Here is a 22,650-nt window from a genome sequence, read left to right as displayed (position 1 = left end):
CGATGCGTACCCGTGACTTCTCCCGCGCACCGGCGCAGGCCCGCGCCGGCGCCATGTTCATCGGCGCCACCCGGTACGCGAACCCGCTGGTGCTGCTGCGCCTGGCCCCCGGGTGGATCCGGATGGTGCGGGACATGCGCCGGATGTCCGGCTACTGCTGGCACACCGTCTACTGGCAGTTCCCGCTCACGCTCGGCACCATCGCGTTCTTCACCGACCGGGAGGCGTTGCTGCGCTTCGCCCGGACCCGCAACCACCGCGAGCTGATGATGTGGCTGACCGACGGCACCCGTAACGCCACCGCCGGGTTCATCCGGCTCTACACCGCGTCCCCGGACGGCTATTCCAACGGCGTGTGGCGGGCCGAGGACGGCGCGATGGGCCACATCGAACGGTTCACGCCGCTGGGCGAGGAGACGACCGGTCCGGCGGTGCGCCGGTGACCGGCCACCGGCTCGAGCGCGTCACCGGCCGGCGTGGCCTGCGCGACTTCCTCGCCCTCACCGACCGGCTGTACGCGGACGAGCCCCGCTACGTGCCGACGCCCCGGCAGCAGATCCGCCGGTGGTGGCGCGACGGCGTGCCGATGTACGTGCTGCGCGACGCCACCGGCGCCGTGGCCGGGCGGACCACGCTGCACACCGACGCCGGCTTCGACGCCAAGCTCGGCCGGAAATGCCAGCTGTTCGGGCTCACCGAGTTCACCGCGCCCGCCGCCCGGCCGCTGTTCGACGCGATCACCGCGCACGCCACACCGGGCCGGGACCTGCTGTTCGGGCCGGTGGCGCTGCTGCCCAACCAGGCCGGCGGCGTGATCACCTCCGGGTACGCCGACCGGGGTTTCGTGGACAGCGCCTGGAACCCGCCGCACTATCCGGACGCGTACGAGGCGTACGGGTTCACCGGGCGGTTCGTCTCCGACACCTGGATCTGCCCGGTGCCGCCGCCGGCCGGACCGGCCCCCACGCTCGGCGCGCAGCCGGACGGTGCGCGGCTGGACCTGCACCAGGGGAGCACCCGGCGGCTCGACGAGCAGCTCGACCTGCTGCGCGGGATGCTCAACGACTCCTTCGCCCAGCTCGGCTACTACACGCCGATCTCGGCGGACCAACTGCGGCGGCAGACCGACGGGCTGGCGTACCTGCTGGACGAGTCGCTGCTGCTCTACCTGACCCGTGACGGGCGGCCGGTGGCGTTCGTGCTCTGCGTGCCGGACATCAGCGACTTCCTGGTAGCGGTCCGCGGCGACCTGCACCCGGTCAACCAACTCCGGCTGCTGGCGACCCGGCGCCGCCACCGGCGGGAGGCGGTGCTGATCGTCAAGGGCGTGGTGCCGGAGTTCCAGGGGCGCGGCTACCAGCGGATGCTGTCCGAGCACCTGCACCGCAACCTGCACGCCGGTGGCTACACGGCGCTGCGCAGCACGTACGTCGGGCGGGACAACCCGGCGTCGGCCGCCCAGTACCGGCGCCTCGGCGGACGCCCCCTGCACGGCTACACGTTCTACGCCAAGGAGCGGTGACCATGGACCTCGCCGCGTTCCGCGCGCTGGAGCCGCTGTGCTGGCGGGCGCCGAGCGCCCACAACACCCAGCCGTGGCGGCTGCGCTACGAGCACTGGGCGATCACCGTCGGCTGGGACCCGGCCGACGCGCTGCCCGCCGGCGACCCGGCCGGCCGGGACCTGCGGCTGTCGCTGGGCGCGTTCGTGGAAACCTGCCTCATCGTCGCCGCCGATGCGGGACTGCGACTGGAGTGGGCCGCCGACCACGACGAGTCGGACCGGCGGGTGGGGCGGCTGCGGCCGGGGCGGCAGCCGTACCGGACGCCGTTCCGCGCCGCCGACGTGTGGGACCGGCGTACCCACCGGGGCCGGTTCACCGGCGGGCCGGACGCCGACGTGGTCGCGGCGGTGGACGCGGTCGCCGCGCGGGCCGGCGGCGCGGTCCGCGTCGTGCCGGCGGCGGAGCGGCTGCGCGCGCTGCTGCGCGCGGCCGACCACGAGGTGTACGCCGACCCGGCGGTGGTCGCGGAGCTGCGCCGCTGGCTGCGCCTGGACCGCGCGGCCCCGCGCTACCGGGCGGACGGGCTCAGCGACCGCTGCCTCGGCCTGGGCCGGGCGGCGGCCACCGGGCTGCGGGCGGCGCTCGCGGCGTACCCGGCGTTGCGCCCGCTGGGGCTGCCCCGGCTGCTCGCCGCCGCGGGCGGTGATCCGCTGGCGCAGGGCGGCGGGGTGCTGGCGCTCGTCGCGCCGCCCGGTCTGGACGCGGCCGGGCAGGTCGAGTTCGGACGCGCGCTGATGCGCGTGTGGCTGACGCTGCACACCGCCGGGCTGGCCGCGCACCCGCTCAGTCAGCTCGTCGACGTGGCCGCCACCCGTGAGGCGCTCGGGGCGCTGCTGGACGTGGCGCCGGAGCGGATCGTGCACGTGGCCCGGGTGGGCCGGCCGGCCGCTCCCGCGCCCCGCTCGGCCCGGCGAGTGCGCCACGGATCGGGGCTGTTAGCGATAACACCCCTTGACGCGGTGTCGCTTCATCCATGAGAGTCCATGTGGGCTGATGTGTCGCCCGGCCGGGAGCCCTGGGCGCGTAGTGGCAGGAATGCGGCGTCCGGGTGTGGGACGCGGTCTGTTAGCGATAACAGGCCAGCGTCGCGCACCCGGGCCCGCCTCTGATCTGCGCGGTTGGGAGAAACCATGTCCGAAGTGACACGACGAAACGTCATCAAGGCCGGTGCGGCCGGGGTCGGCGCCGCACTGGTGCCGGTCGCCTGGAGCGCCGCCGCGCGCGCCGGCTCGGCGGCGCCACCACAGGTGCTGGCCGCGAACGACCTGGCGCTCTGGTACGACGAACCGGCCGGCACCGACTGGCTGCGCGCCCTGCCGATCGGCAACGGGCGGCTCGGCGCGATGGTGTTCGGCAATGTCGACACCGAACGGCTCCAGCTCAACGAGGACACCGTTTGGGCCGGCGGCCCGTACGACTCGGCGAACGCCCGGGGCGCGGCCAACCTGGCCGAGATCCGGCGCCGCGTCTTCGCCGACCAGTGGACCTCGGCCCAGGATCTGATCAACCAGACCATGATGGGCAGTCCCGGCGGCCAGCTCGCCTACCAGACCGTCGGCGACCTCCGGCTCGCCTTCGGCTCGGCGAGCGCGACGCAGTACAACCGGACGCTCGACCTCACCACCGCCACCGTGACCACCACGTACCTGCTGAACGGCCTCCGGTATCAGCGGGAGGTGTTCGCCAGCGCGCCCGACCAGGTGATCGTGCTCCGGCTGACCGCCGACCGGGCGAACTCGATCACGTTCTCCGCCACCTTCGGCAGCCCGCAGCGGACCTCGGTGTCCAGCCCGGACGGCGCGACCATCGCCCTCGACGGCATCTCCGGCTCGATGGAGGGGGTGAACGGATCGGTGCGCTTCCTCGCCCTGGCCAACGCCGCCGTCACCGGGGGCACTGTCAGCAGCTCCGGCGGCACGCTGCGGGTCTCCGGCGCCACCAGCGTGACGGTGCTGGTCTCGATCGGGTCCAGCTACGTCAACTACCGCACCGTCAACGGCGACTACCAGGGCATCGCGCGCAACCGGCTGAACGCGGCCAAGAGCGTCGACGTCGACCAGCTCCGCGCCCGCCACCGCGCCGACTACCAGGCGCTGTTCAACCGGGTCACCATCGACCTCGGCCGCACGGCCGCCGCCGACCAGCCGACCGACGTACGGATCGCGCAGCACGCGAGCACCGACGACCCGCAGTTCGCCGCGCTGCTGTTCCAGTTCGGGCGGTACCTGCTGATCTCCTCGTCGCGGCCGGGCACCCAGCCGGCGAACCTCCAGGGCATCTGGAACGACTCGCTGACGCCGTCCTGGGACTCGAAGTACACGATCAACGCCAACCTGCCGATGAACTACTGGCCGGCCGACACCACGAACCTGTCCGAGTGTTTCCTGCCGGTCTTCGACATGGTCAAGGACCTCACTGTGACCGGCGCGCGGGTCGCCCAGGCGCAGTACGGCGCCGGTGGCTGGGTCACCCACCACAACACCGACGCCTGGCGGGGCGCGTCGGTCGTGGACGGCGCGCTCTGGGGCATGTGGCAGACCGGCGGGGCCTGGCTGAGCACGCTCATCTGGGACCACTACCTGTTCACCGGCGACCTCGGTTTCCTGCAGGCCAACTATCCGGCCCTCAAGGGCGCCGCCCAGTTCTTCCTCGACACCCTGGTCGCCCACCCGACGCTCGGCTACCTGGTGACGAACCCGTCGAACTCGCCGGAGCTGCCGCACCACGCGAACGCCAGCGTCTGCGCCGGCCCCACGATGGACAACCAGATCCTGCGCGACCTGTTCGACGCCGCGGCGCGGGCCAGCGAGGTGCTCGGCGTCGACACCACCTTCCGGTCCCAGGCGCGTACGGCCAGGGACCGGCTGCCGCCGAGCCGCGTCGGCTCCCGGGGGAACGTGCAGGAGTGGCTGGCCGACTGGGTCGAGACCGAGCGCAACCACCGGCACGTCTCCCACCTCTACGGGCTGCATCCCAGCAACCAGATCACCAAGCGGGGCACACCGGCGCTGTACGAGGCCGCCCGCAAGACGCTGGAGCTGCGCGGCGACGACGGGACCGGCTGGTCCCTCGCCTGGAAGATCAATTTCTGGGCCCGGCTGGAGGACGGCGCCCGCGCCCACAAGCTCCTGCGCGACCTGGTACGCACCGACCGGCTCGCGCCGAACATGTTCGACCTGCACCCGCCGTTCCAGATCGACGGCAACTTCGGCGCCACCTCGGGCATCGCCGAGATGCTGCTGCACAGCCACACCGGCGAGCTGCACCTGCTGCCCGCGCTGCCGAGCGCCTGGGCCGCCGGGCGGGTCGCGGGCCTGCGCGGCCGGGGCGGCTACACGGTGGCGCTGGCCTGGACGGGCGGCCAGACCGACGAGATCAGCGTCCGCGCGGACCGCGACGGCACGCTGCGACTGCGGTCCCGGCTGTTCACCGGGAGCTTCACCCTCGCCGACGTCACCGACGGCAGCACACCGGCCACCACCCGCCCGGAGTCCGACGTCGTCGCGCTCACCGTCCGCGCCGGCCACACCTACCGCGCGGCCCGCCCCGGCGCGACCCCGTCACCGACACCGACCGTCACACCCACATCGGATACGACGCCGACCCCGACACCCACCCCGACGCCCACCACCAGCTCCCCGGCGCCGTCCGGCGCGCGTGCCACGTACGCGATCACCGGCTCCTGGTCCGGCGGCTTCCAGGCCGAGGTCACGGTGACCGCCGGTGCCACCGCGATCCGCAGCTGGACGGTGTCCTGGACGTTCCCGAACGGCCAGGTCGTCAACCAGATCTGGAGCGGCACGCACACCCAGAACGGCGCGAACGTGACGGTGCGCAACGTCGACTACAACGGCTCACTGCCGGCCGGCGGCTCCACCACGTTCGGCTTCATCGGCACGGCCGACGGCGCCAACAACCCGCCGACGAATCTCACCTGCACCACCACCTGACCGCCGACGCGCCCCGCCGTGACCACCGGGCCGGGGCGGGGCGCGTCGCACATCCGGTCAGGCCAGCAGCGTCTCGCGCAGCCGCGCACCCAGATTCAGCTCGCCGACCACGCGGGGACCGGCCGGGTCGTACACGGCGATGCGGTGGTTGCGGCGCATCATCTCCCGTACCGCCGGCGGCAGCCGGGGCGGGTCGTCCATCGTCGCGAGCACCCGCGCGCCGGTGCCCATCAACCGATCCACGAGCGTCGCGCCGTCGGTGTCCACACGCACCCGGCCGAACTCCCAGCCGGCGGTGGTCAGGTCGAGCACCTCGAACAGGCGCGTCACGAACGGCTGCGGGTCGGTCACCCGCTCCAGCCGGTCGGCCCGCCCGCCGACCACCGCCACGGCGGCGGTGACCTGCGCGTACGGGTGCAGCCCGCTGGGCAGCGCGCCAAGCGGCCAGCGTAGCGCCGGTCCGGCCTCCTTCCACAGGGGCCGGTAGTTGCGGCGGTGCACCAGCAGCCGCCGCCCGGTACGCCGGAACACCTCCTGCGCCTGCCCCTGGAGGTCGGCGTGCGCCTGGTCGGCGGCCTCGCAGACGATCCCGGCGGCCACCACGAGACCGTCGTCATCGGACAGCAGCCGGGTGATCGCGTCGGCCTGCTCCGGGAACCGGAGGCGGGCGTGCGCCCCGTAGGACTGCCGCACGTCCCGCAGCAGTTCCTGCTGACGTGTGGGGTCCAGTTCGACCCGTCCGCCACCGAGCAACCGCTGGAGCCAACCCATCGTGCCTCGCTTCCGTCGCCGTCTGCGGACCGGGCAATGCTAGTTCGTCGGCCGGAGCTCGTATGGTGACGGGGTGACCGATCGATCCCTGACCCTGATGGCGGTGCACGCGCACCCCGACGACGAGGCGACGAGCACCGGCGGCGTCCTGGCCCGCTACGCGGCCGAGGGCGTCACCACTGTGCTCGTGACGTGCACCGACGGTGCCTGCGGAGACGGACCCGGCGGGGTCAAGCCGGGCGAGGACGCCCACGACCCGCGGGCCGTGGTGGCCATGCGCCGCGCCGAGCTGGCCGCGAGCTGCGAGGCACTGAAGGTGACCCACCTGGAGACGCTCGACTACGGCGACTCCGGGATGATGGGCTGGGCGACGAACGACGCGCCCGGCGCGTTCTGGAACACGCCGGTGGCCGAGGCGGCCGACCGGCTGGCCGAGCTGATCCGCCGCTACCGCCCGGACGTCGTGGTCACCTACGACGAGAACGGCTTCTACGGCCACCCGGACCACATCCAGGCGCACCGGATCACGATGGCCGCGGTCGAGCAGACCGGCATCCCGGCCAAGGTCTACTGGACCACCGTGCCGCGCAGCGCGTTCCAGCAGTTCGGCACGATCATGCGCGAGATCGGGGTGGAGTTCCCCGAGCCGGAGGCGACCGACGAGATGCCGGCGCTGGGCCTGCCGGACGACGAGATCACCACCTGGGTCGACACCAGTGCCCACGGCGGGCAGAAGTTCGCCTCGCTGGCCGCGCACGCCAGCCAGGCGGAGAACATCTTCTTCCTGCGGCTGGGGCAGGATCGGTTCACCGAGCTGATGGGCATGGAGACGTTCGTGCGGGTGCGGGACACCACCGGCGCGGCGACGCCCGAGGACGACCTGTTCGCCGGGCTGCGCTGACCGGTCGTCGGCCCGGTCCGGGGCGGTCATCGGCTCACGTCGAGAGGGTCTGGGCGGCCAGCTGCGCCAGCACGGCGCCCACGTCCCCGCCGGTCTCGGCCATGATCCGTCGTTGCCGGGTGGCGCCGCTGCCGTCCCGGCGTACCCGCTCCAGCTCGCTCCGGACCAGGTCCAGGTCGCCGTGGCGGGTGAGCGCGGGTGTGACGGTGACGAACAGGTCGTCGACGAGGTCCCAGGCGGGCCGGGGCCGTCCGGTGCGCAGGTCGACGAGCCGGCCGTCGACGCCGTCGTGGGCGGCCCGCCAGTGCGCGGCGGCGACCAGGCAGTCCCGGATGCGGAGGGCGGGCACGCCCGCGCGGACGTCGTCGATCAGGGTGGCCACGAGCGCCCGGACCAGCCCGGCGACCAGCACGGTGTCGTCGACCGTGGGGCACACGTCGCCGACCCGGACCTCCACCGTGGGGTACGACGCGGACGGACGCGCGTACCAGTAGACCATCGCGGCGTCGAGCATGATCCCGGCGGTGATCAGGTCCGCCACCGTGGCGTCGTAGTCGGCGGCGGAGTCGAAGTGCGGCGTGGGTCCGATGCTCGGCCACCGTTCCAGTTGCATCGAGCGCCAGCTCGCGTGCCCGGTGTCCCGCCCGTCGTGCAGCGGCGAGTTGGTGGTGAGCGCCTGCACCACCGGCAGCCACGGGCGCAGGTGGTTGCAGACCTGCACGGCCAGTTCCCGGTCGGGCACGCCGACGTGCATGTGGCAGCCGCAGACGGCCGGGTCGTGGGCGACCGGGCCGAACCGGCGGGACATGTCGTGGTAGCGCTGCTCGTCGGGCACCGTGCGGTGGGCCTCGCAGACCGGTGTGGCGCCGACGGCGACCAGCCGCGCCCCGGCCGCGTGGGCCGCCCGGGCGGCGGCCCGGCGCAGCGTGACCAGGTGCTCCCGCAGCTCCTCGAGGTCCGGGCTGACCGGCGTCACCATCTCCACCATGCTGTGCCGGAACTCCTGCCGGCTCTGCTCGCGGGCGGTGCCGGAGAGCGCGCCGCGTACCCGGTCGGCGACCGGCATGCTCTCGCCGGTGACCGGGTCCAGCAGCAGGAACTCCTCCTCCACCCCGAGGGTCAGGACGGCGGGGATCTCGGGGGTGGTGGTGGCGGTGGGCCGCGGCCTCACCGACGGCTCCACCGGCACGGACCGGTCGGCGGGTCGTCGTGAGGCGGGCTCATGTCTCGACGGTACGAGGGCGGGGGCCGGCCCGAGGCCGTTTCCGCCGACCACCGCCCCCACGGGTGGCGGGGGCGGTGGCGGTGCGGATCAGCAGTCGAAGTAGAGCGCGAACTCGTGCGGCGTGGGCCGCAGGCGCACCGGGTCGACCTCGTTCGCGTTCTTCCACGCGATCCAGGTGGAGATCAGGTCGTCGGTGAAGACCCCGCCGTCGAGCAGGTAGTCGTGGTCGGTCTCCAGCGCCGCCAGCGCCTCGGTAAGGGAACCGGGCACCTGCTTGACGTCGCCCCACTCCTCCGGCGGGAGGTCGTAGAGGTCCTTGTCGATCGGCGCCGGCGGTTCGATCTTGTTCTTGATGCCGTCCAGGCCGGCCATGAGCATGGCGGAGAAGGCGAGGTAGACGTTCGCCGAGGGGTCGGGGACGCGGAACTCGACGCGCTTGGCCTTGGGGTTGCTGCCGGTGACCGGGATGCGGGTGCAGGCGGAGCGGTTGCGCTGCGAGTAGACCAGGTTCACCGGGGCCTCGAAGCCGGGTACGAGGCGGCGGTAGGAGTTGATGGTGGGGTTGGTGAAGGCCAGCAGCGACGGGGCGTGGTGCAGGAGGCCGCCGATGTACCAGCGGGCGGTGTCGGACAGGCCGGCGTAGCCGGTCTCGTCGTAGAACAGCGGTTCGCCGCCGCGCCAGAGGCTCTGGTGGGTGTGCATGCCGGAGCCGTTGTCGCCGAACAGCGGCTTGGGCATGAACGTCGCGGTCTTGCCGTGCGCCCACGCCTCGTTCTTGATCAGATACTTGAAGAGCTGGAGCTGGTCGGCCGAGTGCAGCAGCGTCGAGAACCTGTAGTTGATCTCCGACTGCCCTCCTGTGCCCACCTCATGGTGCGAACGCTCGACGGTGAAACCGGCGTCCACCATCCGGCGGACCATGCTGTCGCGCAGGTCGGCGTAGTGGTCGACCGGCGGCACGGGGAAGTAGCCGCCCTTGTAGGCGGTCTTGTAGCCGCGGTTGCCGCCCTCTTCGATCCGGCCGGTGTTCCAGGCGCCCTCGATCGAGTCGATGTAGTAGAACGACTGGTGCGCGGAGGTCTCGTGGCGGATGGAGTCGAAGATGTAGAACTCCGCCTCGGCGCCGAAGTACGCGGTGTCCGCGATGCCGCTCGCCGCCAGATACGCCTCGGCCTTCTTCGCCACGTTGCGCGGGTCCCGGGAGTAGGCCTCCCGGGTGAACGGGTCATGGACGAAGAAGTTCAGCGCGAGGGTCTTCTGCGCCCGGAACGGGTCCACGAACGCGGTGGCCACGTCCGGCAGCAGCAGCATGTCCGACTCGTGAATCGACTGGAACCCGCGGATCGACGAGCCGTCGAAGGCGAGGCCGTCGGTGAACACGCTGTCGTCGAACGACTCGACCGGCAGGTTGAAGTGCTGCATCACGCCGGGCAGGTCACAGAAACGTACGTCGACGAACTTCACGTCCTCGTTGGCGAGGTATCGCAGGAGTTCCTCGGAATTGGCGAACACACGTCCTCCTGGCAGGCGTCGTTGATCCTGGCCACGTCCCGTGGCCGGACCGCCCGGGGACATGGCCCGTACCGCCACCGTACGACGCCTCGCCGGGCCCGGCTCGGCAACCGCCCATCCGGGTTTCCTACGCCACAGGCCGGGTAGTCGCCGTACCCGGCGGACCGCCCGGGAGACGACGCGGCGGGAGGTTGGCGTGGTGGGTGCTCCTCGACCGACCGGCGGGCGCTGAGATGTGCGGGATCAGCGGTGAGGCGAGATTCGACGGGGCCGTCCCCGACGCCGCCGCGGTGGCCCGGATGACCGCCGCCATGCGCTCACGCGGCCCGGACGGCGAGGGTGCGTGGAGCGACGGCTGGATCACCCTCGGGCACCGCCGGCTCACCGTGATCGACCTCTCCGAGGCCGGCGCCCAGCCGATGGTCCGCGACGACCTCGCCCTGGCCCTGGTCTTCAACGGCTGCGTCTACAACTACCCGGAGCTGCGCGACGAGCTGCGCGCGGCAGGGCACACGTTCCACAGCACCAGCGACACCGAGGTGATCCTGGTCGCGTACGCGCAATGGGGGGAGCGGTTCGTCGACCGCCTGGTCGGCATGTTCGCGGTGGCGCTGGTGGACCGGCGGCGGCGCCGCCTCGTGCTGGCCCGCGACCGGCTGGGCATCAAACCGCTCTACCTCGCCGAGTCGCCCGGCCGGCTCCGGTTCGCCTCCACGCTGCCGGCGCTGCTGGCCGGCGGCGACGTGGACACCGGCATCGACCCTGTCGCGCTGCACCACTACCTGTCCTGGCACTCGATCGTGCCGGCGCCGCGCACGATCCTGCGCGGGATCCGCAAGCTGCCGCCGGCCACGGTCCGGGTGATCGAGGCCGACGGGCGCAGCCGCGAGCGCGTCTACTGGCGGCCCGAGTACCGGCGCGACCCGGCCCACGCTGGCATGGACGCCGCCGACTGGCGGGCCGCCGTCGGGGACGCGCTGCGCGCCGCCGTACGCCGCCGGTTGGTCGCCGACGTGCCGGTCGGCGTGCTGCTCTCCGGGGGCCTCGACTCCAGCATGATCGTGGCGCTGCTCGACGACGCCGGACAGCACCACCTCCAGACGTTCAGCATCGGCTTCGACAGCCGCGGCGACGAGACCGGCGACGAGTTCCACTTCTCCGACCTGGTCGCCCGCACGTTCGGCACCGACCACCACCGCATCCGGCTCGCCGACGGCGACCTCGGCCCGGCCGTACGCGCCACCGTCACGGCCATGACCGAGCCGATGGGCAGCCACGACGTGGTGGCGTTCCACCTGCTCTCCGAGCAGGTCGCCAAGCATGTGAAGGTGGCGCAGTCCGGCCAGGGCGCCGACGAGGTGTTCGCCGGATACGGCTACCACCACCGGCTGGCCGGCTCGGCGCGCGAGGACGCGACGGCCGAGTTCACCGCCGCGTTCTTCGACCGTGACCACGCCGAGCTGACCGAGGTGGTCGAACCGGCGTACGCCTGCGACGGCGACGCCAGCGGCGAACTGGTCGCCGCCGACCTGGCCGCGCCCGGCGCGCAGACCGCCGTGGACGCGGTGCTGCGCCTGGACACGCACCTGATGCTGCCCGACGACCCGGTCAAGCGGGTGGACAGCATGAGCATGGCGTGGGGACTGGAGGTGCGCACGCCCTTCCTCGACCAGGACCTCGTCACGCTCGCCGCCGCGTGCCCGCCCGAGCACAAGCTGGCCAAGGGCGGCAAGGGCGTGCTCAAGGAGGTGGCGCGGGAGGTGCTCCCCGCCGAGGTCATCGACCGGCCGAAGGGCTACTTCCCGGTGCCGGCGCTGCGCAACGTCGACGGGCCCGTGCGAGAGTTGGTGGTCGAGGCGCTGAGTGCGCCCGAAGCGCGCCGGCGCGGGCTGTTCCGCCGGGCGTACGTCGAGGAACTGCTGGCCGAGCCGGACCGGGCCCAGGCCGCCGCCGGCAGCAACAAGCTGTGGCAGTTGGGCCTGCTGGAGCTGTGGTTGCAGACGCACGGCGTGAGCTGAGCGGGGCGGGAGGAGCACTGTGAAGTTCGTCATCGAGAGCGGGGCCGACGGCAGCGTGGGATTCACCGTGGTCGGCGGCGACGGGCAGGTGCTCGCCACCGGCACGCCCAGCCCGGACAAGGGCTCGGCGCTCGCCGTCGTCGGGGAGCTGATGCACGGCCTGGGCGATGCCTGCGTGGAGGACCACACCGAGGCGGGCGCCGGCCCGGTGGCCGGCACCCGGACCGAGATCGGCGACGACATGTCGGACATCGGCCGCTCCGGCATCCCGCCGGTCTGACTTGGCCTCACGAGCCCGGGCGGGACGGCGCGCTCACTGCTGGTCGCCGTCGGGTGAGAACAGCACCCGATCGGTCTTGCTGGTCTTCTCCTGCTCCTCCTCCGGCTCCGTCACCGCGTTCTCCCTCCGCTCACCGGCGCCCCGGGCAGGCCGCCCCTCGTCCCACGCTATGTGCCGGACGGGCGCCGGGAGCACGTTTCCGCCCGACGGCCGTACTCACCTGCCCGGCTCTTCAGCGGTGGGACTCGATACGCCGTCATGACGTCCCCGTCGCCGCCCTCGAAGCCCGGCACCCCGACCTCTGCCGGCCCTACCCGTCACCCCCTGTAGTGGCGAAGCTACCCGCGGCATGGCGCACCGCGCGCCCTTTGCTCTGCATCCGTCGGCGCAGCGGTGACGCACGGCCATCGCCGCGTATGAGGCTGCAGAGCAAAGGGCGGGCAGGGGTGTGGGTGTGGCCGCCGCCCGGCCTAGCATCGCCGCTGGTAGGGAGCGTGTGATTCCGAAATCGGTCCATTCCGCCTGGCGGCCAGCAGTCACCCTCTGTGACTCACTGCCGGATCGAGGGCGACGTGACGGTGCGTGGCTCGCCAGTCGCGGACCAGATCGGCCACAGTGGTGCAGCGTACGACCCAGCGCATGGACCGTGGTGCGCTCGTCGATCGAAGCGCCCGGGTCAGCTCCTCCAGGAAACTGGAAGCGGGCCAGGCCGGTCCGGTCACTGCCGCCGGTGGTGGTGGCGTTCGCGTACCAGCTCGGGCCGGACCACGGCGGGGTGCCGGACCACGGCGTGCAGGCCCAGCGCCCGGGTCAGCGACTCACGCGCGGCCGGGTCGGGTTTCCACACCCGTCGAGGCTACGACGCAACCGGCCGCACCGGGTCACCGCAGCTGGTCCACCACCTCGATCACGTCGGCCGGCGCGCGGCGCGGCGCCGGCGGCAGCTCCGCGTCCGGACCCCATCCGACACGCACCACCAGGTACGGGTCACCGATGCCGGCCAGCAGCTCGCGCATCATCCGGCGCGGCCACGCCAGCTCCACGGCGTCGCTGAGCGGCGCGCTCGCCAGCCCTTCGGCGGTGGCGGTGAGCAGCAGCGCCGACAGCGCCTCGCCGCCCCGCAGCCAGGCGGACGGCTCGTCGGAGTCGCCGAACAGGATCAGGTACGCCGCGCCCCGGTCGAAGTCCGCGCCCGCGCTGAGCCCGGCCGCCCCGCCCGGGGCGTAGTCGCGCAGCGGCACCCGTCGCGGGGACGGGCGCACGGCGGTGGCGGCGGGCACCCCGTCGCCGCTGCCCGCCGGGCGGTGGGTCCAGTCGTGCAGCTCCTGGCGGTACGCGGGGTCGGCCAGCTCCGCGTCGGCGGCGCGTCCGGTGGACACGGCCAGCATCGGCATCTGGTCCGGCCGCACCACGTGCAGGTGCGCGCCCTCGGCCTCGACGGCGTCCCCGAGCCGGGCCAGCACGGCCTCCGGCACCGGCCGGTCCCCGTACGCCCGGCGGTCGGTGCGGCGACGCGGAATCGCCTCGACCAGGCGACCCGCCGGCACGTCCAGGTCGGCCGGGCCGGTGGTACGCAGCCGGGCCAGCAGCGACGGGTCGGCCGGATCGGGCAGCCGCTCGACGGTGGCCGCCCAGCCGACCGCCGTCAGCGACACACGCGCGTGGTGCAGGGCGGCGCCGCAGCTCAGCATGAGCAGCCGTCCGTCCGGGTCGGTGTGGGCGAGCTGCCGGTCCGCCTCGACGCGCAGCTCCAACGTGTCACCGGTGAGCCGCCAGCACCAGGGCTGGGTGTTGAACACCGACGGGGCGTGCAAGGACTGCCGGGCGGCCGCCTCCAGCACCCGTACCCTCGGGTCCTGGTCGATGCGGGTCGATGAGCTGTTCATGGCGGCCCTCCTGGTTGCTCGTCCCCTTCCGACCCTGCCCGCCGCCGGCGCGGGCGGACAGGGCCGGAGGTCACGGCCGTGCCGGGCCGTGCGCCCCGGCGTCGCGTCAGGCGTCGTCCGGCTCCGGGGGTACGGCCAGGGCGATGGTGAGGTCGAGGACCGTGGCGGGATCGTGCAGCCGGTCGCCGAACAACTCGCGGAGCTTGCCCATCCGGTACCGGACGGTCTGCGGGTGCACGAACAGGTCGGCGGCCACCTCCTCGCGGCGTCCCTGGTGCAGCAGCCACGACCGCAGCGTCTCCGCCAGCCGGTGCGCGGTGGCCGGCGGCAGCGCGGCCAGCGGCGCGAGGGCCTGCGCGCGCAGGTCGGCCAGGGCCTCCGGATCCATGCTGAGCAGCAGCGTAGCCAGGTGGCGCTCGGTGTCGACAGGTCCGGCGTCCGGCTCGCCGAGGTCGAGCGCGAGCGCCCGGGTGGCCCGCTGGTACGACGCGGCGACCCGGTGCCAGGGCCGGGCCGGGCCGAGCACCGCCCGGTGCCCGCGCAGCAGCCGGGTGAGCTGGCGGCGCCGGCCGCCGTGCATGTCCGGCACCAGCAGTACGGCCAACTCCTCGACCGGGTTCATGCCGGGCAGGTCCTCGCCGCTCTCCAACGTGTACGGGCTGAGCAGCGCCAGCACCGCGCGCAGGTGTCGGCGGGGCAGCAGCACCACTGTGAGCGTCTGCGGTGGCGGCCAGTCGGCGCGTTCGGCGCTGCGCCGCAGCGACTCCTCCGGCTCACCGGCCAGCAACTGCTGAGTGAGCCGTTCCAGGCTGCGGCGGCGCATCCGGCCCGCGCTGGCCAGCTCGTCGGTGTGCCCGGCCACGCTCGCGGCTGACAACTCGTCGATGTAGGCGAACATCAACTCGGCGAACTCGGCCACCGTCGCGGCGGCCAGCCCGCTGCGTACCGTCGTGGTGGACACCTCGCGCCAGGCCACCCGGGCGCCCACCCGGTACGCGGCCAGCAACGCGTCCATGCTGCGCCCCGAGCGGGCCTCGCCGCTGCCCAGCGCGTACGCGGCCTCCAGTGCCGGGGCCAGGGGAGTGCTCGGGTCGAACGCCTGGGTACCCTCGATGAGCTGGAGGAACGTTCCCAGTGCGATGCGTACCGCGTTTTCGATCTTCGCCCGCATGGCGCCGGTGAGCGCGCCGGAGTAGTCCGGCACCTCGGCGGTGATCGCGGAGACGGTCCGCTCGGCGACCGTCGGTAGCCGGGCGCGTAGCGTCTCGGCCATCCCGGCGTCGAGATTGAGGTGGGCGGCACGCGGCCCCGCACCGGCCTCCAAGGTCATGTTGTTCCCTCCGAACAAAAACCCGCGACTTTTTCACCTTTGTCGGTCAAGATGTTATGCGATCTGGCGGTCACGCTGGTCATATGGCCACAACTGCCCCCCGCCGCGCTCAGAAGGTCACCTTCCGGGACAGGCTGCTGCGGCTGGCCGAGACGGTCACCACGCCGGTGCTGCCCGAGGACTACCTCGACCTGATCGCCCCCCTTCGCGCCGGCGCCCCGCTGCGCGGCCGGATCGTCGCCGTCCGCCCGGAGACCCGGGACGCGGCCACGCTGGTGATCCAGCCCGGTCGTGCCTGGCAGGGCCACCGGCCCGGCCAGTACATCCGCCTCGGCGTGGACGTCGACGGGGTCCGCCAGTGGCGCGCGTACTCGATCACCTCGCCGCCGGACGCCGCCGACGGCCGGATCTCCGTCACCGTGAAGGCCATCCCGGACGGCAAGGTCAGCAACCATCTCGTCCGCCGGCTCCGGCCCGGCACCATCGTGCACCTCGACCAGGCCCAGGGCGAGTTCGTCCTTCCCGCCGCGCCGCCCGAGCGCGTCCTGTTCCTGACCGCCGGCAGCGGCATCACCCCGGTCATGGGGATGCTGCGCTCCGGGCTGGCCGACCGGGCCGACGTGGTGCTCGTGCACTCGGCGCCCACCCGCGACGACGTCATCTTCGGCGCGGAACTGCGCGCGCTCGCCGAACGCGGCGCGCTGCGGCTGATCGAGCGGCACACCGACACCGACGGCCTGCTCGACGTCGCCGAACTGACCGGGCTGGTGCCCGATCACCTCGACCGGGAGGCATGGGCCTGCGGACCCATCGGCATGCTCGACGCCGTTGAGGGGTACTGGTCCTCGAACGGCCTCGTCGAGCGGTTGCACACCGAACGGTTCCGCCCGACGGTGATCACGACGGGCGAGGGAGGAACCGTGACCTTCACCGGAGCGGGCGTGACCGTCGAGTCCGACGGGTCCACCACCCTGCTCGACGCGGGGGAGAACGCCGGAGTGCTGATGCCTTCCGGGTGCCGGATGGGCATCTGCTTCGGCTGCGTCGTGCCGCTGCGCCAGGGCGCCGTCCGCGACCTGCGCAACGGCGACATCACCACTGCCGTACCGGGGGACGGCGTGCTCGTGCAGACGTGCGTGTCCGCCGCCGCCGGTACCTGCGACATCGATATCTGACAGGAGCCACCCACGTGACCGTCATCCAGAGGAAAGCCGTCAACCCGATCGCCCACTTGAGCGCCGAGGACATCGAGATCATCGGCAAGGAACTGGACGCGATCCGGGACCGGGTACTCGCCGACCGGGGGGAGCGGGACGCCCGCTACATCCGCAAGGTGGTCAAGACCCAGCGGACACTGGAGATGAGCAGTCGGGCGGTGCTGCTGTTCTCGCTGTTCCCGCCGGCCTGGATCGTCGGCACGGCCGGTCTCACGGTCGCCAAGATCCTGGAGAACATGGAGATCGGGCACAACGTCCTGCACGGCCAGTGGGACTGGATGCGCGACCCGAAGATCCACTCCACCACCTGGGAGTGGGACCACGTCTCCCCGGCCGACCAGTGGAAGCAGTCGCACAACGAGCTGCACCACCGCTACACAAACGTCGTCGGCAAGGACAACGACCTCGGCTACGGCATCATGCGCGTCGACGAGGACCAGCCCTGGCACCCGATGCACCTCGGGCAGCCGCTGTGGAACCTGCTCAACGCCGCGTTCTTCGAGTACGGCATCGCCGCGTACGACATGGAGCTGGGCGACCACCTCAAGCAGCGCAACCTCAAGGACCCGAAGTTCCGGGCCAAGGCCAAGGCGGTCGGCCGCAAGATCCGCCGCCAGGTGCTCAAGGACTACGTGGTGCACCCGCTGCTGTCCGGCCCGTCGTTCCTGACCACGCTCGCCGCCACGTTCACCGCGAACCTCCTGCGCAACGTGTGGAGCCACTCGGTGATCATGTGCGGACACTTCCCCAACGGCGTGGAGACGTTCGAGAAGACCTCCATCGAGGGCGAGACGCGCGGCGAGTGGTACCTGCGGCAGATGCTCGGCTCGGCCAACATCAGCGGCAGCCGGCTGCTGCACATCATGACCGGGAATCTGTCGTACCAGATCGAGCACCACCTCTTCCCCGACCTGCCCAGCAACCGCTACCAGGAGATCGCCCCGCAGGTGCGGGCGCTGTTCGACAGGTACGGCCTGCACTACACCACGGGCCCGCTGCCCAAGCAGGTCGCCTCCGCCTGGTGGAAGGTCATCCGCCTGTCGCTGCCCAACCGCAACGACAGCCGCCAGCCGGTCGCCCCGGCCCAGCTCGCCTCCTCCGGCACGGCCTGACCCGCCCGTTCGGTGCACGGCCGGTGAACTTCCACCGGCCGGCACCTGACCATCCGCTGCACAGTCGGCATCCGCGCAGCTCAGAGCCGGTTTCGTGGCCGTCGTGACAGCCCCGCGCCCCCGTACACTCGCGCCCGTCCGGGCGTACGGGTGAAGGGGTGTTCGACGATGCGGCTCGGCCGGCGGGTGGTCATGCTTGTCGACAACGCGGTCGACTGTGACTCGCGGGTGCAGAAGGCGGCCCGCTCGGCCGCCGACGCCGGCTGGCACGTCACGCTGATCGGCTGCGCCCACGTCGACGCCGAACGCCGCTGGCGGCTCGGCGACGCCGAGGTACGCGTCCTGCCGCTCGCCGCCGCACCGGCCGGCGTTTCCGGTCTCGGCGGCGGCGTCTCCGCTTCGGGCCGGGGCGCTGGTTCGCGCGACGGCTCCGGCCTGCGCTGCGTGTCCGGGCTGCGGGCTCGGCTGCTGGCCCGGGGCGGACTGCCGTTGCGCGCGGCGCGGCTCGCCCGCAGGCCCGTCGAGCACGCCGAGGTCCGCTACTGGCGCGCCCGGCTGCGCGACGGGGCCTGGCGGCGACTGGAGCCGGGGCTCTGGGACTACGAACGGGTCGCCGGGCCGGTCGTCGACAACCTGCGCCCCGACCTGATCCACGCGCACGACTTCCGGATGCTCGGCGTGGCCGCCCGTGCCGTGGACCGCGCCCGTGCCGCCGGACGCGACGTCAAGCTGGTCTGGGACGCGCACGAGTGGCTGCCCGGCGCGCGACCGCGTCACGACAACGCCCGCTGGCTGCCCGCGCACCTCGGCTACGTCCGCGAGTACGTCGGCCACGCCGACGCGGTGGTCACCGTCTCCGACACCCTCGCCGACCTGCTGGTACGCGACCACGCCCTGCCCGAACGCCCGACCGTGGTCCTCAACGCCCCGGTCACCGCCGCCCTCGATGAGGACGCCCCCGACCTGCGGAAGCGGTGCGGTCTGCCCCCGGACACGCCGCTGCTCGTCTACAGCGGGGCGATGGCGGTCCAGCGCGGCGTGGACACGGTGGTCGAGGCGTTGCCGCTGCTGCCCGGCGTACACCTGGCGCTTGTCGTCGCCGACCCGGACGCCGCCGACGTCCGCCAGGTCGTCGCCCGCGCGGCCCGGCACGGGGTGGACGACCGGGTGCACGTGCTGCCGTACGTGCCGCACCGCCAGCTCGTCGCGTTCCTCGCCACCGCCGACATCGGGCTGATCCCACTGCACCACTGGCCCAACCACGAGATCGCGTTGATCACCAAGTTCTTCGAGTACGCGCACGCGCGGCTGCCGATCGTGGTCAGCGACGTACGCACCATGGCCGAGACGGTCCTCGCCACCGGCCAGGGTGAGGTGTTCCGCGCCCGTGACGCCGCCGACCTGGCCCGCGCGGTGCGGGCGGTCCTCGCTGACCCGGCCCGTTACCGCGCCGCCTACGAGGGCCCGGACTCGCCGCTGCCCGGGTGGACGTGGGAGGCGCAGGCCGAACACCTGGACGCCCTCTACCGCCGCCTGCTCACTCCCACCCGCTGACGCCCGCTCCGGTGGAACACCATGGGTGTCTCGGACCCGTTTTGACACCCATGACGTTCCACCCGCGCCTTGGAGGGCCATGGTCAACTCCAGCTCGGCGAGGTGGTGGCATCCGAGTGCCCGTGACCCCGCCATTTCGGGGGAGTGGTGTTGATCTTGCGCGGGGCCGGGGTGCGGGGTGCGGGGCGCGCGGGGCACGCGGAAAAGGGGTAGGCGGGACGGTGGGGGCCGGGCTACCGTCCAAGGTATGCAGAGCAGGCGCACCTTTACCGCCGCGGCCGGGCGAGCTTCCCGCTCGCCGGTTGCCGCCGCCTGAACCTGCCCCACACCCACGCCGGCGACCGGAAACGGTCCGCCGGCGTCGTCGTGTCGACGCCGTGAAACGCGCGCGGCGGGCCGTCCGGTCACCCGTACCCGGAAGGCACCCGCCATGACACCCGACGACATCACCCAGACGTTCCTCGACCACTACCACCGGCACGGCCACCAGCTCGCGCCCGAGAGCTCACTCGTTCCGCCACCCGGCGACCCGGTGCTGTTCACCACGTCGGGCATGCACCCGCTCACGCCGTACCTGCTGGGGCGCCCGCACCCGGGCGGACGGCGACTGGCGAACGTGCAGCGGTGCCTGCGCACGACGGACCTGGAGGAGGTCGGCGACGACACCCACCTGACCGTGTTCCAGATGCTCGGCTCCTGGTCGCTCGGCGACTACGACATCGCGACCAGCCTGCGCTGGGGCTTCGACCTGCTCACCGGCGGGTTCGGCATCCCGGTGGGGAGGCTGCACGCCACGGTGTTCGGCGGCGGCGACGGTGAGGGCCCGGACGACACCGCGCGGGGCACCTGGACCGGGCTCGGCGTGCCGGTGGAGGCGCTGGGCGAGGACAACTGGTGGTCCAACGGCCCGACCGCCCCTTGCGGACCGGACTCGGAGATCTTCGTGTGGACCGGCGACGGTCCGCCCACCGGCACGCCGAGCACCGACGCGCGGTGGGTGGAGGTGTGGAACCACGTGCAGATGCGCTACCACCGGCACCCCGACGGCCGGCTCACGCCGCTGCCGCTGTCCAGCATCGACACCGGCATGGGCCTGGAACGGCTGGAGATGGTGCTGCGCGGCGACCGGTCCGTGTTCACCGGCGACGGGCTGCGCCGGTGGGTGGACGAGGTGGGCAACTGGGACCTGCACGGCACGGACCTGCGTGTGGTCTCCGACCACCTGCGGTCCGCGGTGGTCGTGCTCGGTGACGGGGTACGCCCCGGCAACACCGGCCGCGGGTACGTGCTGCGGCGGCTGCTGCGCCGCGCGCTCACCGTGCTGTGGCGCGACGACCCGGCGCGCAGCCTGGACGAGCTGCCACCCGAGCTGTACGCGGACACGCTGCACCGCTTCCGCCAGACGCTCGGACCGGGCACGCAGCCCGGCGGGCAGCCGGTCGACGTCGGCTCGCTGCGGGCGACACTTGTGGACGAGGAACGCCGTTTCCGGGGGCTGCTGCGACGCGGACGGCCGCTCGTCGACCGGGTACGGGCGCGTGGACCGCTGACCGAGCGCGACTACCACTGGCTGCACGACACCCACGGGCTGCCCCGTGACCTGGTCGACGGTCTGCTCGCCGAGGCCGGCTGAGCGGCGGCGTGGTAGCGGCGGCCGGGTGAGCGGCGGCGGCTGAGCGGTGGCCGCCCGGCCGGGCCGGTGCCAGACTCGGAGGCGGACGCCACGCGAGGGAAGCGGACGCCGCCGCGAGGAGAGGGCAGCCGATGACCGAGGTACGGCCGGACGAGGAGACGGTGCCGCTGCTCGGCGCCGAGGTGCGCATCGCCGACGCGGCCGGGCTGCTCGCCGCCGCCGTCGACGGGCCGGTGGATTTGCTGGTCGACGGCGACTTCCCGGCCCCGGTGCGGGAGATGCGCTGCTCCGTGCGCGCCGACGTCGCAGTTGGGCAGCCGGTGCACCGCTTCGAGGCGTACCTGCGGGTGGAGAGCACCCCGGCGGGCCTGCTCGCCCTCGGGCTGGCCGGGCCGGTCGGCGTGCTTCTCGCCGAGCGGCTGGCCGCCTGCGGCGGCGACGGCCCGGCCGCCGCGGTGGGCCGGATCGCGGCGGAGGCCGGGCGGCGGATCTGGCCGCGACCGGTCGCCACGCTCGCCGCGCCGCCGGGCGACGAGGCCGGCCGGGAGGTGCTGCGCACGGCCCGGGAAGCCGGGCTGCGGCCCCGCGTCGACCAGGACAACGGCACCGTACGCATCCGCGCCGACGTGCCCAGCGCCGAGGTGGCGCCGGCGCATCTGCGGGCGATGCTCGGCCTGCTGCTCCAGGCCGTACGCGAGTTGTCCGGCGACAGCGACGAGCCGACGGTGCTGCGCGGACGGACGTACCTCGTGGTGCGGCGGCCGGTGACCGCGGCCGGGCCGCGCAGCGCGGCGGTGACCCTCGACCAGGTCGGCGGACTGTCCGACGTGGTCGCGCGGTTCCGCGAGGTCGCGGTGTCGTTCCGGCACCCGGCGGCGATGGCCCGCTGGGGCGCGCGCCGGCCGCAGGGCATCCTGATGTACGGGCCGCCCGGTACCGGCAAGACCATGCTGGCCCGGGCGCTGGCGAACGAGATCGGCGCGGACTTCGTGGAGATCCGCACCCCGGAGATCCTGGACAAGTACCTCGGCGGCTCGGAACGCAACATCAAGCGGATCTTCCGGGAGGCACGCCGCTACCGGCGGCCCACCGTGATGCTGTTCGACGAGTTCGACTCGATCATCAGCTACGCCGGTGCCGGCGGCGACGCGGCCAGCCAGGCCGTCAACGCCGTCGCGGGCATCTTCAAGCAGGAGATGAACACGCTGTTCGAGGAGAACCCCGACGTCATCGTGGTGGCCACGACCAACTTCCCGCAGCGCGTGGACGCCTCGCTGATCCGCTCCGGCCGCTTCGACCTGAAGATCGCCATTCCGGCGCCGGACGAGGCCGGACGCGTCGAGATCCTCACCAAGATGGTCCGCGAGCTGATCGAGCGGTACGAGCGGCCGGGCTTCACGATGTTCGCCGACGACCTCGACCCGGCCGCGCTCGCCGCCGACACGGCCGGGCTGACCGGCGCGGACCTACGCGAGGCGCTGCGGCGGGTGCAACTCGCCAAGGCGCTCCGGGAGGCGGCGGAGGGTGCGCCGCCGGCTCCGATCGGCCAGGACGACATGCGGGAGGCCGTCGCGGGGTTGCGGCGCGGCTGAGGTCGCCGGCCGCACCTGCCGTGATGGCGGGACCCGGTGGTGTCCGGGTCCCGCCGTGGTGGGTGTGGTGGTCAGATGCCGTAGACGAATTGGGTGTCTACGGGG

Annotated in this window: 19 protein-coding genes; 12 read left to right on the top strand and 7 right to left on the bottom strand. The window is 73.1% G+C overall.

The annotated features are described in order from the left end of the window. Window positions 1-2: 2 nt before the first annotated feature. The 4 genes from ACFYON_RS25730 to ACFYON_RS25715 all read left to right on the top strand — a co-directional run bounded on the left by ACFYON_RS25730 (window position 3) and on the right by ACFYON_RS25715 (window position 5,514). Entirely contained in the window at window positions 3-443 is a 441-nt protein-coding gene (locus ACFYON_RS25730; protein ID WP_354873083.1) for a DUF4188 domain-containing protein, read from the top strand. Beyond that, a complete protein-coding gene (locus tag ACFYON_RS25725; protein ID WP_354873085.1) occupies window positions 440-1,522 on the top strand; it encodes a hypothetical protein in 1,083 nt (360 codons plus the stop codon). Before ACFYON_RS25730 ends, ACFYON_RS25725 begins: the two co-directional genes overlap by 4 nt. Before the next feature lie 2 nt (window positions 1,523-1,524). Further along, window positions 1,525-2,541 (top strand): nitroreductase, encoded by a 1,017-nt coding sequence (locus tag ACFYON_RS25720; RefSeq protein ID WP_354873087.1) that lies wholly within the window; start codon window positions 1,525-1,527, stop codon window positions 2,539-2,541. Window positions 2,542-2,694: 153 nt separating this feature from the next. Next, complete coding sequence (locus ACFYON_RS25715; protein ID WP_387189185.1) at window positions 2,695-5,514, top strand: glycoside hydrolase N-terminal domain-containing protein; 2,820 nt, start codon at window positions 2,695-2,697, stop codon at window positions 5,512-5,514. A 57-nt stretch (window positions 5,515-5,571) separates the two neighbouring features. Here the strand turns inward: ACFYON_RS25715 and ACFYON_RS25710 are convergent, their stop codons facing one another. Next, complete coding sequence (locus ACFYON_RS25710; RefSeq protein ID WP_354873090.1) at window positions 5,572-6,285, bottom strand: hypothetical protein; 714 nt, start codon at window positions 6,283-6,285, stop codon at window positions 5,572-5,574. Between the two features lie 73 nt (window positions 6,286-6,358). Between ACFYON_RS25710 and ACFYON_RS25705 the strand changes: the two genes are divergently transcribed. Next, a complete protein-coding gene (locus ACFYON_RS25705) occupies window positions 6,359-7,186 on the top strand; it encodes a PIG-L family deacetylase (RefSeq protein WP_357710266.1) in 828 nt (275 codons plus the stop codon). A gap of 34 nt (window positions 7,187-7,220) precedes the next feature. On the opposite strand, the gene ACFYON_RS25700 is transcribed toward ACFYON_RS25705, so the two are convergent. Next, window positions 7,221-8,357 carry a glutamate--cysteine ligase gene (locus tag ACFYON_RS25700; RefSeq protein WP_357710263.1) on the bottom strand — a complete coding sequence of 379 codons (1,137 nt, stop codon included), beginning with the start codon at window positions 8,355-8,357 and terminating at the stop codon, window positions 7,221-7,223. A 141-nt stretch (window positions 8,358-8,498) separates the two neighbouring features. After that, window positions 8,499-9,923, bottom strand: coding sequence for a type I glutamate--ammonia ligase (gene glnA / locus ACFYON_RS25695; RefSeq protein ID WP_357710261.1), 1,425 nt, complete (start codon window positions 9,921-9,923; stop codon window positions 8,499-8,501). Window positions 9,924-10,156: 233 nt separating this feature from the next. Here glnA and ACFYON_RS25690 point away from each other — a divergent pair, with 233 nt between their 5' ends. Both ACFYON_RS25690 and ACFYON_RS25685 read left to right on the top strand, forming a co-directional pair. After that, window positions 10,157-11,941: an N-acetylglutaminylglutamine amidotransferase gene (locus tag ACFYON_RS25690; protein WP_354873131.1), complete on the top strand. Its 1,785-nt coding sequence runs from the start codon at window positions 10,157-10,159 to the stop codon at window positions 11,939-11,941. Between the two features lie 19 nt (window positions 11,942-11,960). Beyond that, a complete protein-coding gene (locus tag ACFYON_RS25685; protein WP_354873098.1) occupies window positions 11,961-12,221 on the top strand; it encodes a hypothetical protein in 261 nt (86 codons plus the stop codon). 33 nt (window positions 12,222-12,254) lie between these two features. On the opposite strand, the gene ACFYON_RS25680 is transcribed toward ACFYON_RS25685, so the two are convergent. The 4 genes from ACFYON_RS25680 to ACFYON_RS25665 form a co-directional block, all read right to left on the bottom strand. Continuing rightward, window positions 12,255-12,416: a hypothetical protein gene (locus tag ACFYON_RS25680; RefSeq protein ID WP_357710257.1), complete on the bottom strand. Its 162-nt coding sequence runs from the start codon at window positions 12,414-12,416 to the stop codon at window positions 12,255-12,257. A gap of 523 nt (window positions 12,417-12,939) precedes the next feature. Beyond that, on the bottom strand, window positions 12,940-13,068 hold the full coding sequence (locus ACFYON_RS25675) for a hypothetical protein (RefSeq protein ID WP_354873100.1): 129 nt from the start codon (window positions 13,066-13,068) through the stop codon (window positions 12,940-12,942). Between the two features lie 34 nt (window positions 13,069-13,102). After that, entirely contained in the window at window positions 13,103-14,107 is a 1,005-nt protein-coding gene (locus ACFYON_RS25670) for an Acg family FMN-binding oxidoreductase (protein ID WP_387189186.1), read from the bottom strand. Window positions 14,108-14,213: 106 nt separating this feature from the next. Then, entirely contained in the window at window positions 14,214-15,437 is a 1,224-nt protein-coding gene (locus ACFYON_RS25665) for a PucR family transcriptional regulator (protein ID WP_387189187.1), read from the bottom strand. Window positions 15,438-15,520: 83 nt separating this feature from the next. Here ACFYON_RS25665 and ACFYON_RS25660 point away from each other — a divergent pair, with 83 nt between their 5' ends. From ACFYON_RS25660 to ACFYON_RS25640, 5 genes are all read left to right on the top strand, one after another. Next, window positions 15,521-16,612, top strand: coding sequence for a ferredoxin reductase (locus ACFYON_RS25660; protein ID WP_354873106.1), 1,092 nt, complete (start codon window positions 15,521-15,523; stop codon window positions 16,610-16,612). 14 nt (window positions 16,613-16,626) lie between these two features. After that, window positions 16,627-17,766: an acyl-CoA desaturase gene (locus tag ACFYON_RS25655; protein WP_355095742.1), complete on the top strand. Its 1,140-nt coding sequence runs from the start codon at window positions 16,627-16,629 to the stop codon at window positions 17,764-17,766. Between the two features lie 192 nt (window positions 17,767-17,958). Then, window positions 17,959-19,320 carry a glycosyltransferase family 4 protein gene (locus ACFYON_RS25650; protein ID WP_387189208.1) on the top strand — a complete coding sequence of 454 codons (1,362 nt, stop codon included), beginning with the start codon at window positions 17,959-17,961 and terminating at the stop codon, window positions 19,318-19,320. A gap of 430 nt (window positions 19,321-19,750) precedes the next feature. Next, window positions 19,751-20,953: an alanine--tRNA ligase-related protein gene (locus ACFYON_RS25645; protein ID WP_357710251.1), complete on the top strand. Its 1,203-nt coding sequence runs from the start codon at window positions 19,751-19,753 to the stop codon at window positions 20,951-20,953. Between the two features lie 131 nt (window positions 20,954-21,084). Continuing rightward, window positions 21,085-22,545 (top strand): ATP-binding protein, encoded by a 1,461-nt coding sequence (locus tag ACFYON_RS25640; protein ID WP_387189188.1) that lies wholly within the window; start codon window positions 21,085-21,087, stop codon window positions 22,543-22,545. The last annotated feature ends 105 nt before the right edge of the window (window positions 22,546-22,650 follow it).

This window comes from Micromonospora sp. NPDC005686, from assembly GCF_042871665.1.
In the GTDB taxonomy this organism is placed as follows: Bacteria; Actinomycetota; Actinomycetes; order Mycobacteriales; family Micromonosporaceae; genus Micromonospora.
This window is presented reverse-complemented; position numbering and strand designations above follow the sequence as displayed.

Coding starts and splice junctions, on each gene's coding strand:
- ACFYON_RS25730 (WP_354873083.1), top strand. CDS start 3: ATGCGTACCCGTGACTTCTCCCGCGCACCGGCGCAGGCCCGCGCCGGC.
- ACFYON_RS25720 (WP_354873087.1), top strand. CDS start 1,525: ATGGACCTCGCCGCGTTCCGCGCGCTGGAGCCGCTGTGCTGGCGGGCG.
- ACFYON_RS25715 (WP_387189185.1), top strand. CDS start 2,695: ATGTCCGAAGTGACACGACGAAACGTCATCAAGGCCGGTGCGGCCGGG.
- ACFYON_RS25710 (WP_354873090.1), bottom strand. CDS start 6,285: ATGGGTTGGCTCCAGCGGTTGCTCGGTGGCGGACGGGTCGAACTGGAC.
- ACFYON_RS25690 (WP_354873131.1), top strand. CDS start 10,157: ATGTGCGGGATCAGCGGTGAGGCGAGATTCGACGGGGCCGTCCCCGAC.
- ACFYON_RS25670 (WP_387189186.1), bottom strand. CDS start 14,107: ATGAACAGCTCATCGACCCGCATCGACCAGGACCCGAGGGTACGGGTG.
- ACFYON_RS25665 (WP_387189187.1), bottom strand. CDS start 15,437: ATGACCTTGGAGGCCGGTGCGGGGCCGCGTGCCGCCCACCTCAATCTC.
- ACFYON_RS25660 (WP_354873106.1), top strand. CDS start 15,521: ATGGCCACAACTGCCCCCCGCCGCGCTCAGAAGGTCACCTTCCGGGAC.
- ACFYON_RS25650 (WP_387189208.1), top strand. CDS start 17,959: ATGCTTGTCGACAACGCGGTCGACTGTGACTCGCGGGTGCAGAAGGCG.
- ACFYON_RS25645 (WP_357710251.1), top strand. CDS start 19,751: ATGACACCCGACGACATCACCCAGACGTTCCTCGACCACTACCACCGG.
- ACFYON_RS25640 (WP_387189188.1), top strand. CDS start 21,085: ATGACCGAGGTACGGCCGGACGAGGAGACGGTGCCGCTGCTCGGCGCC.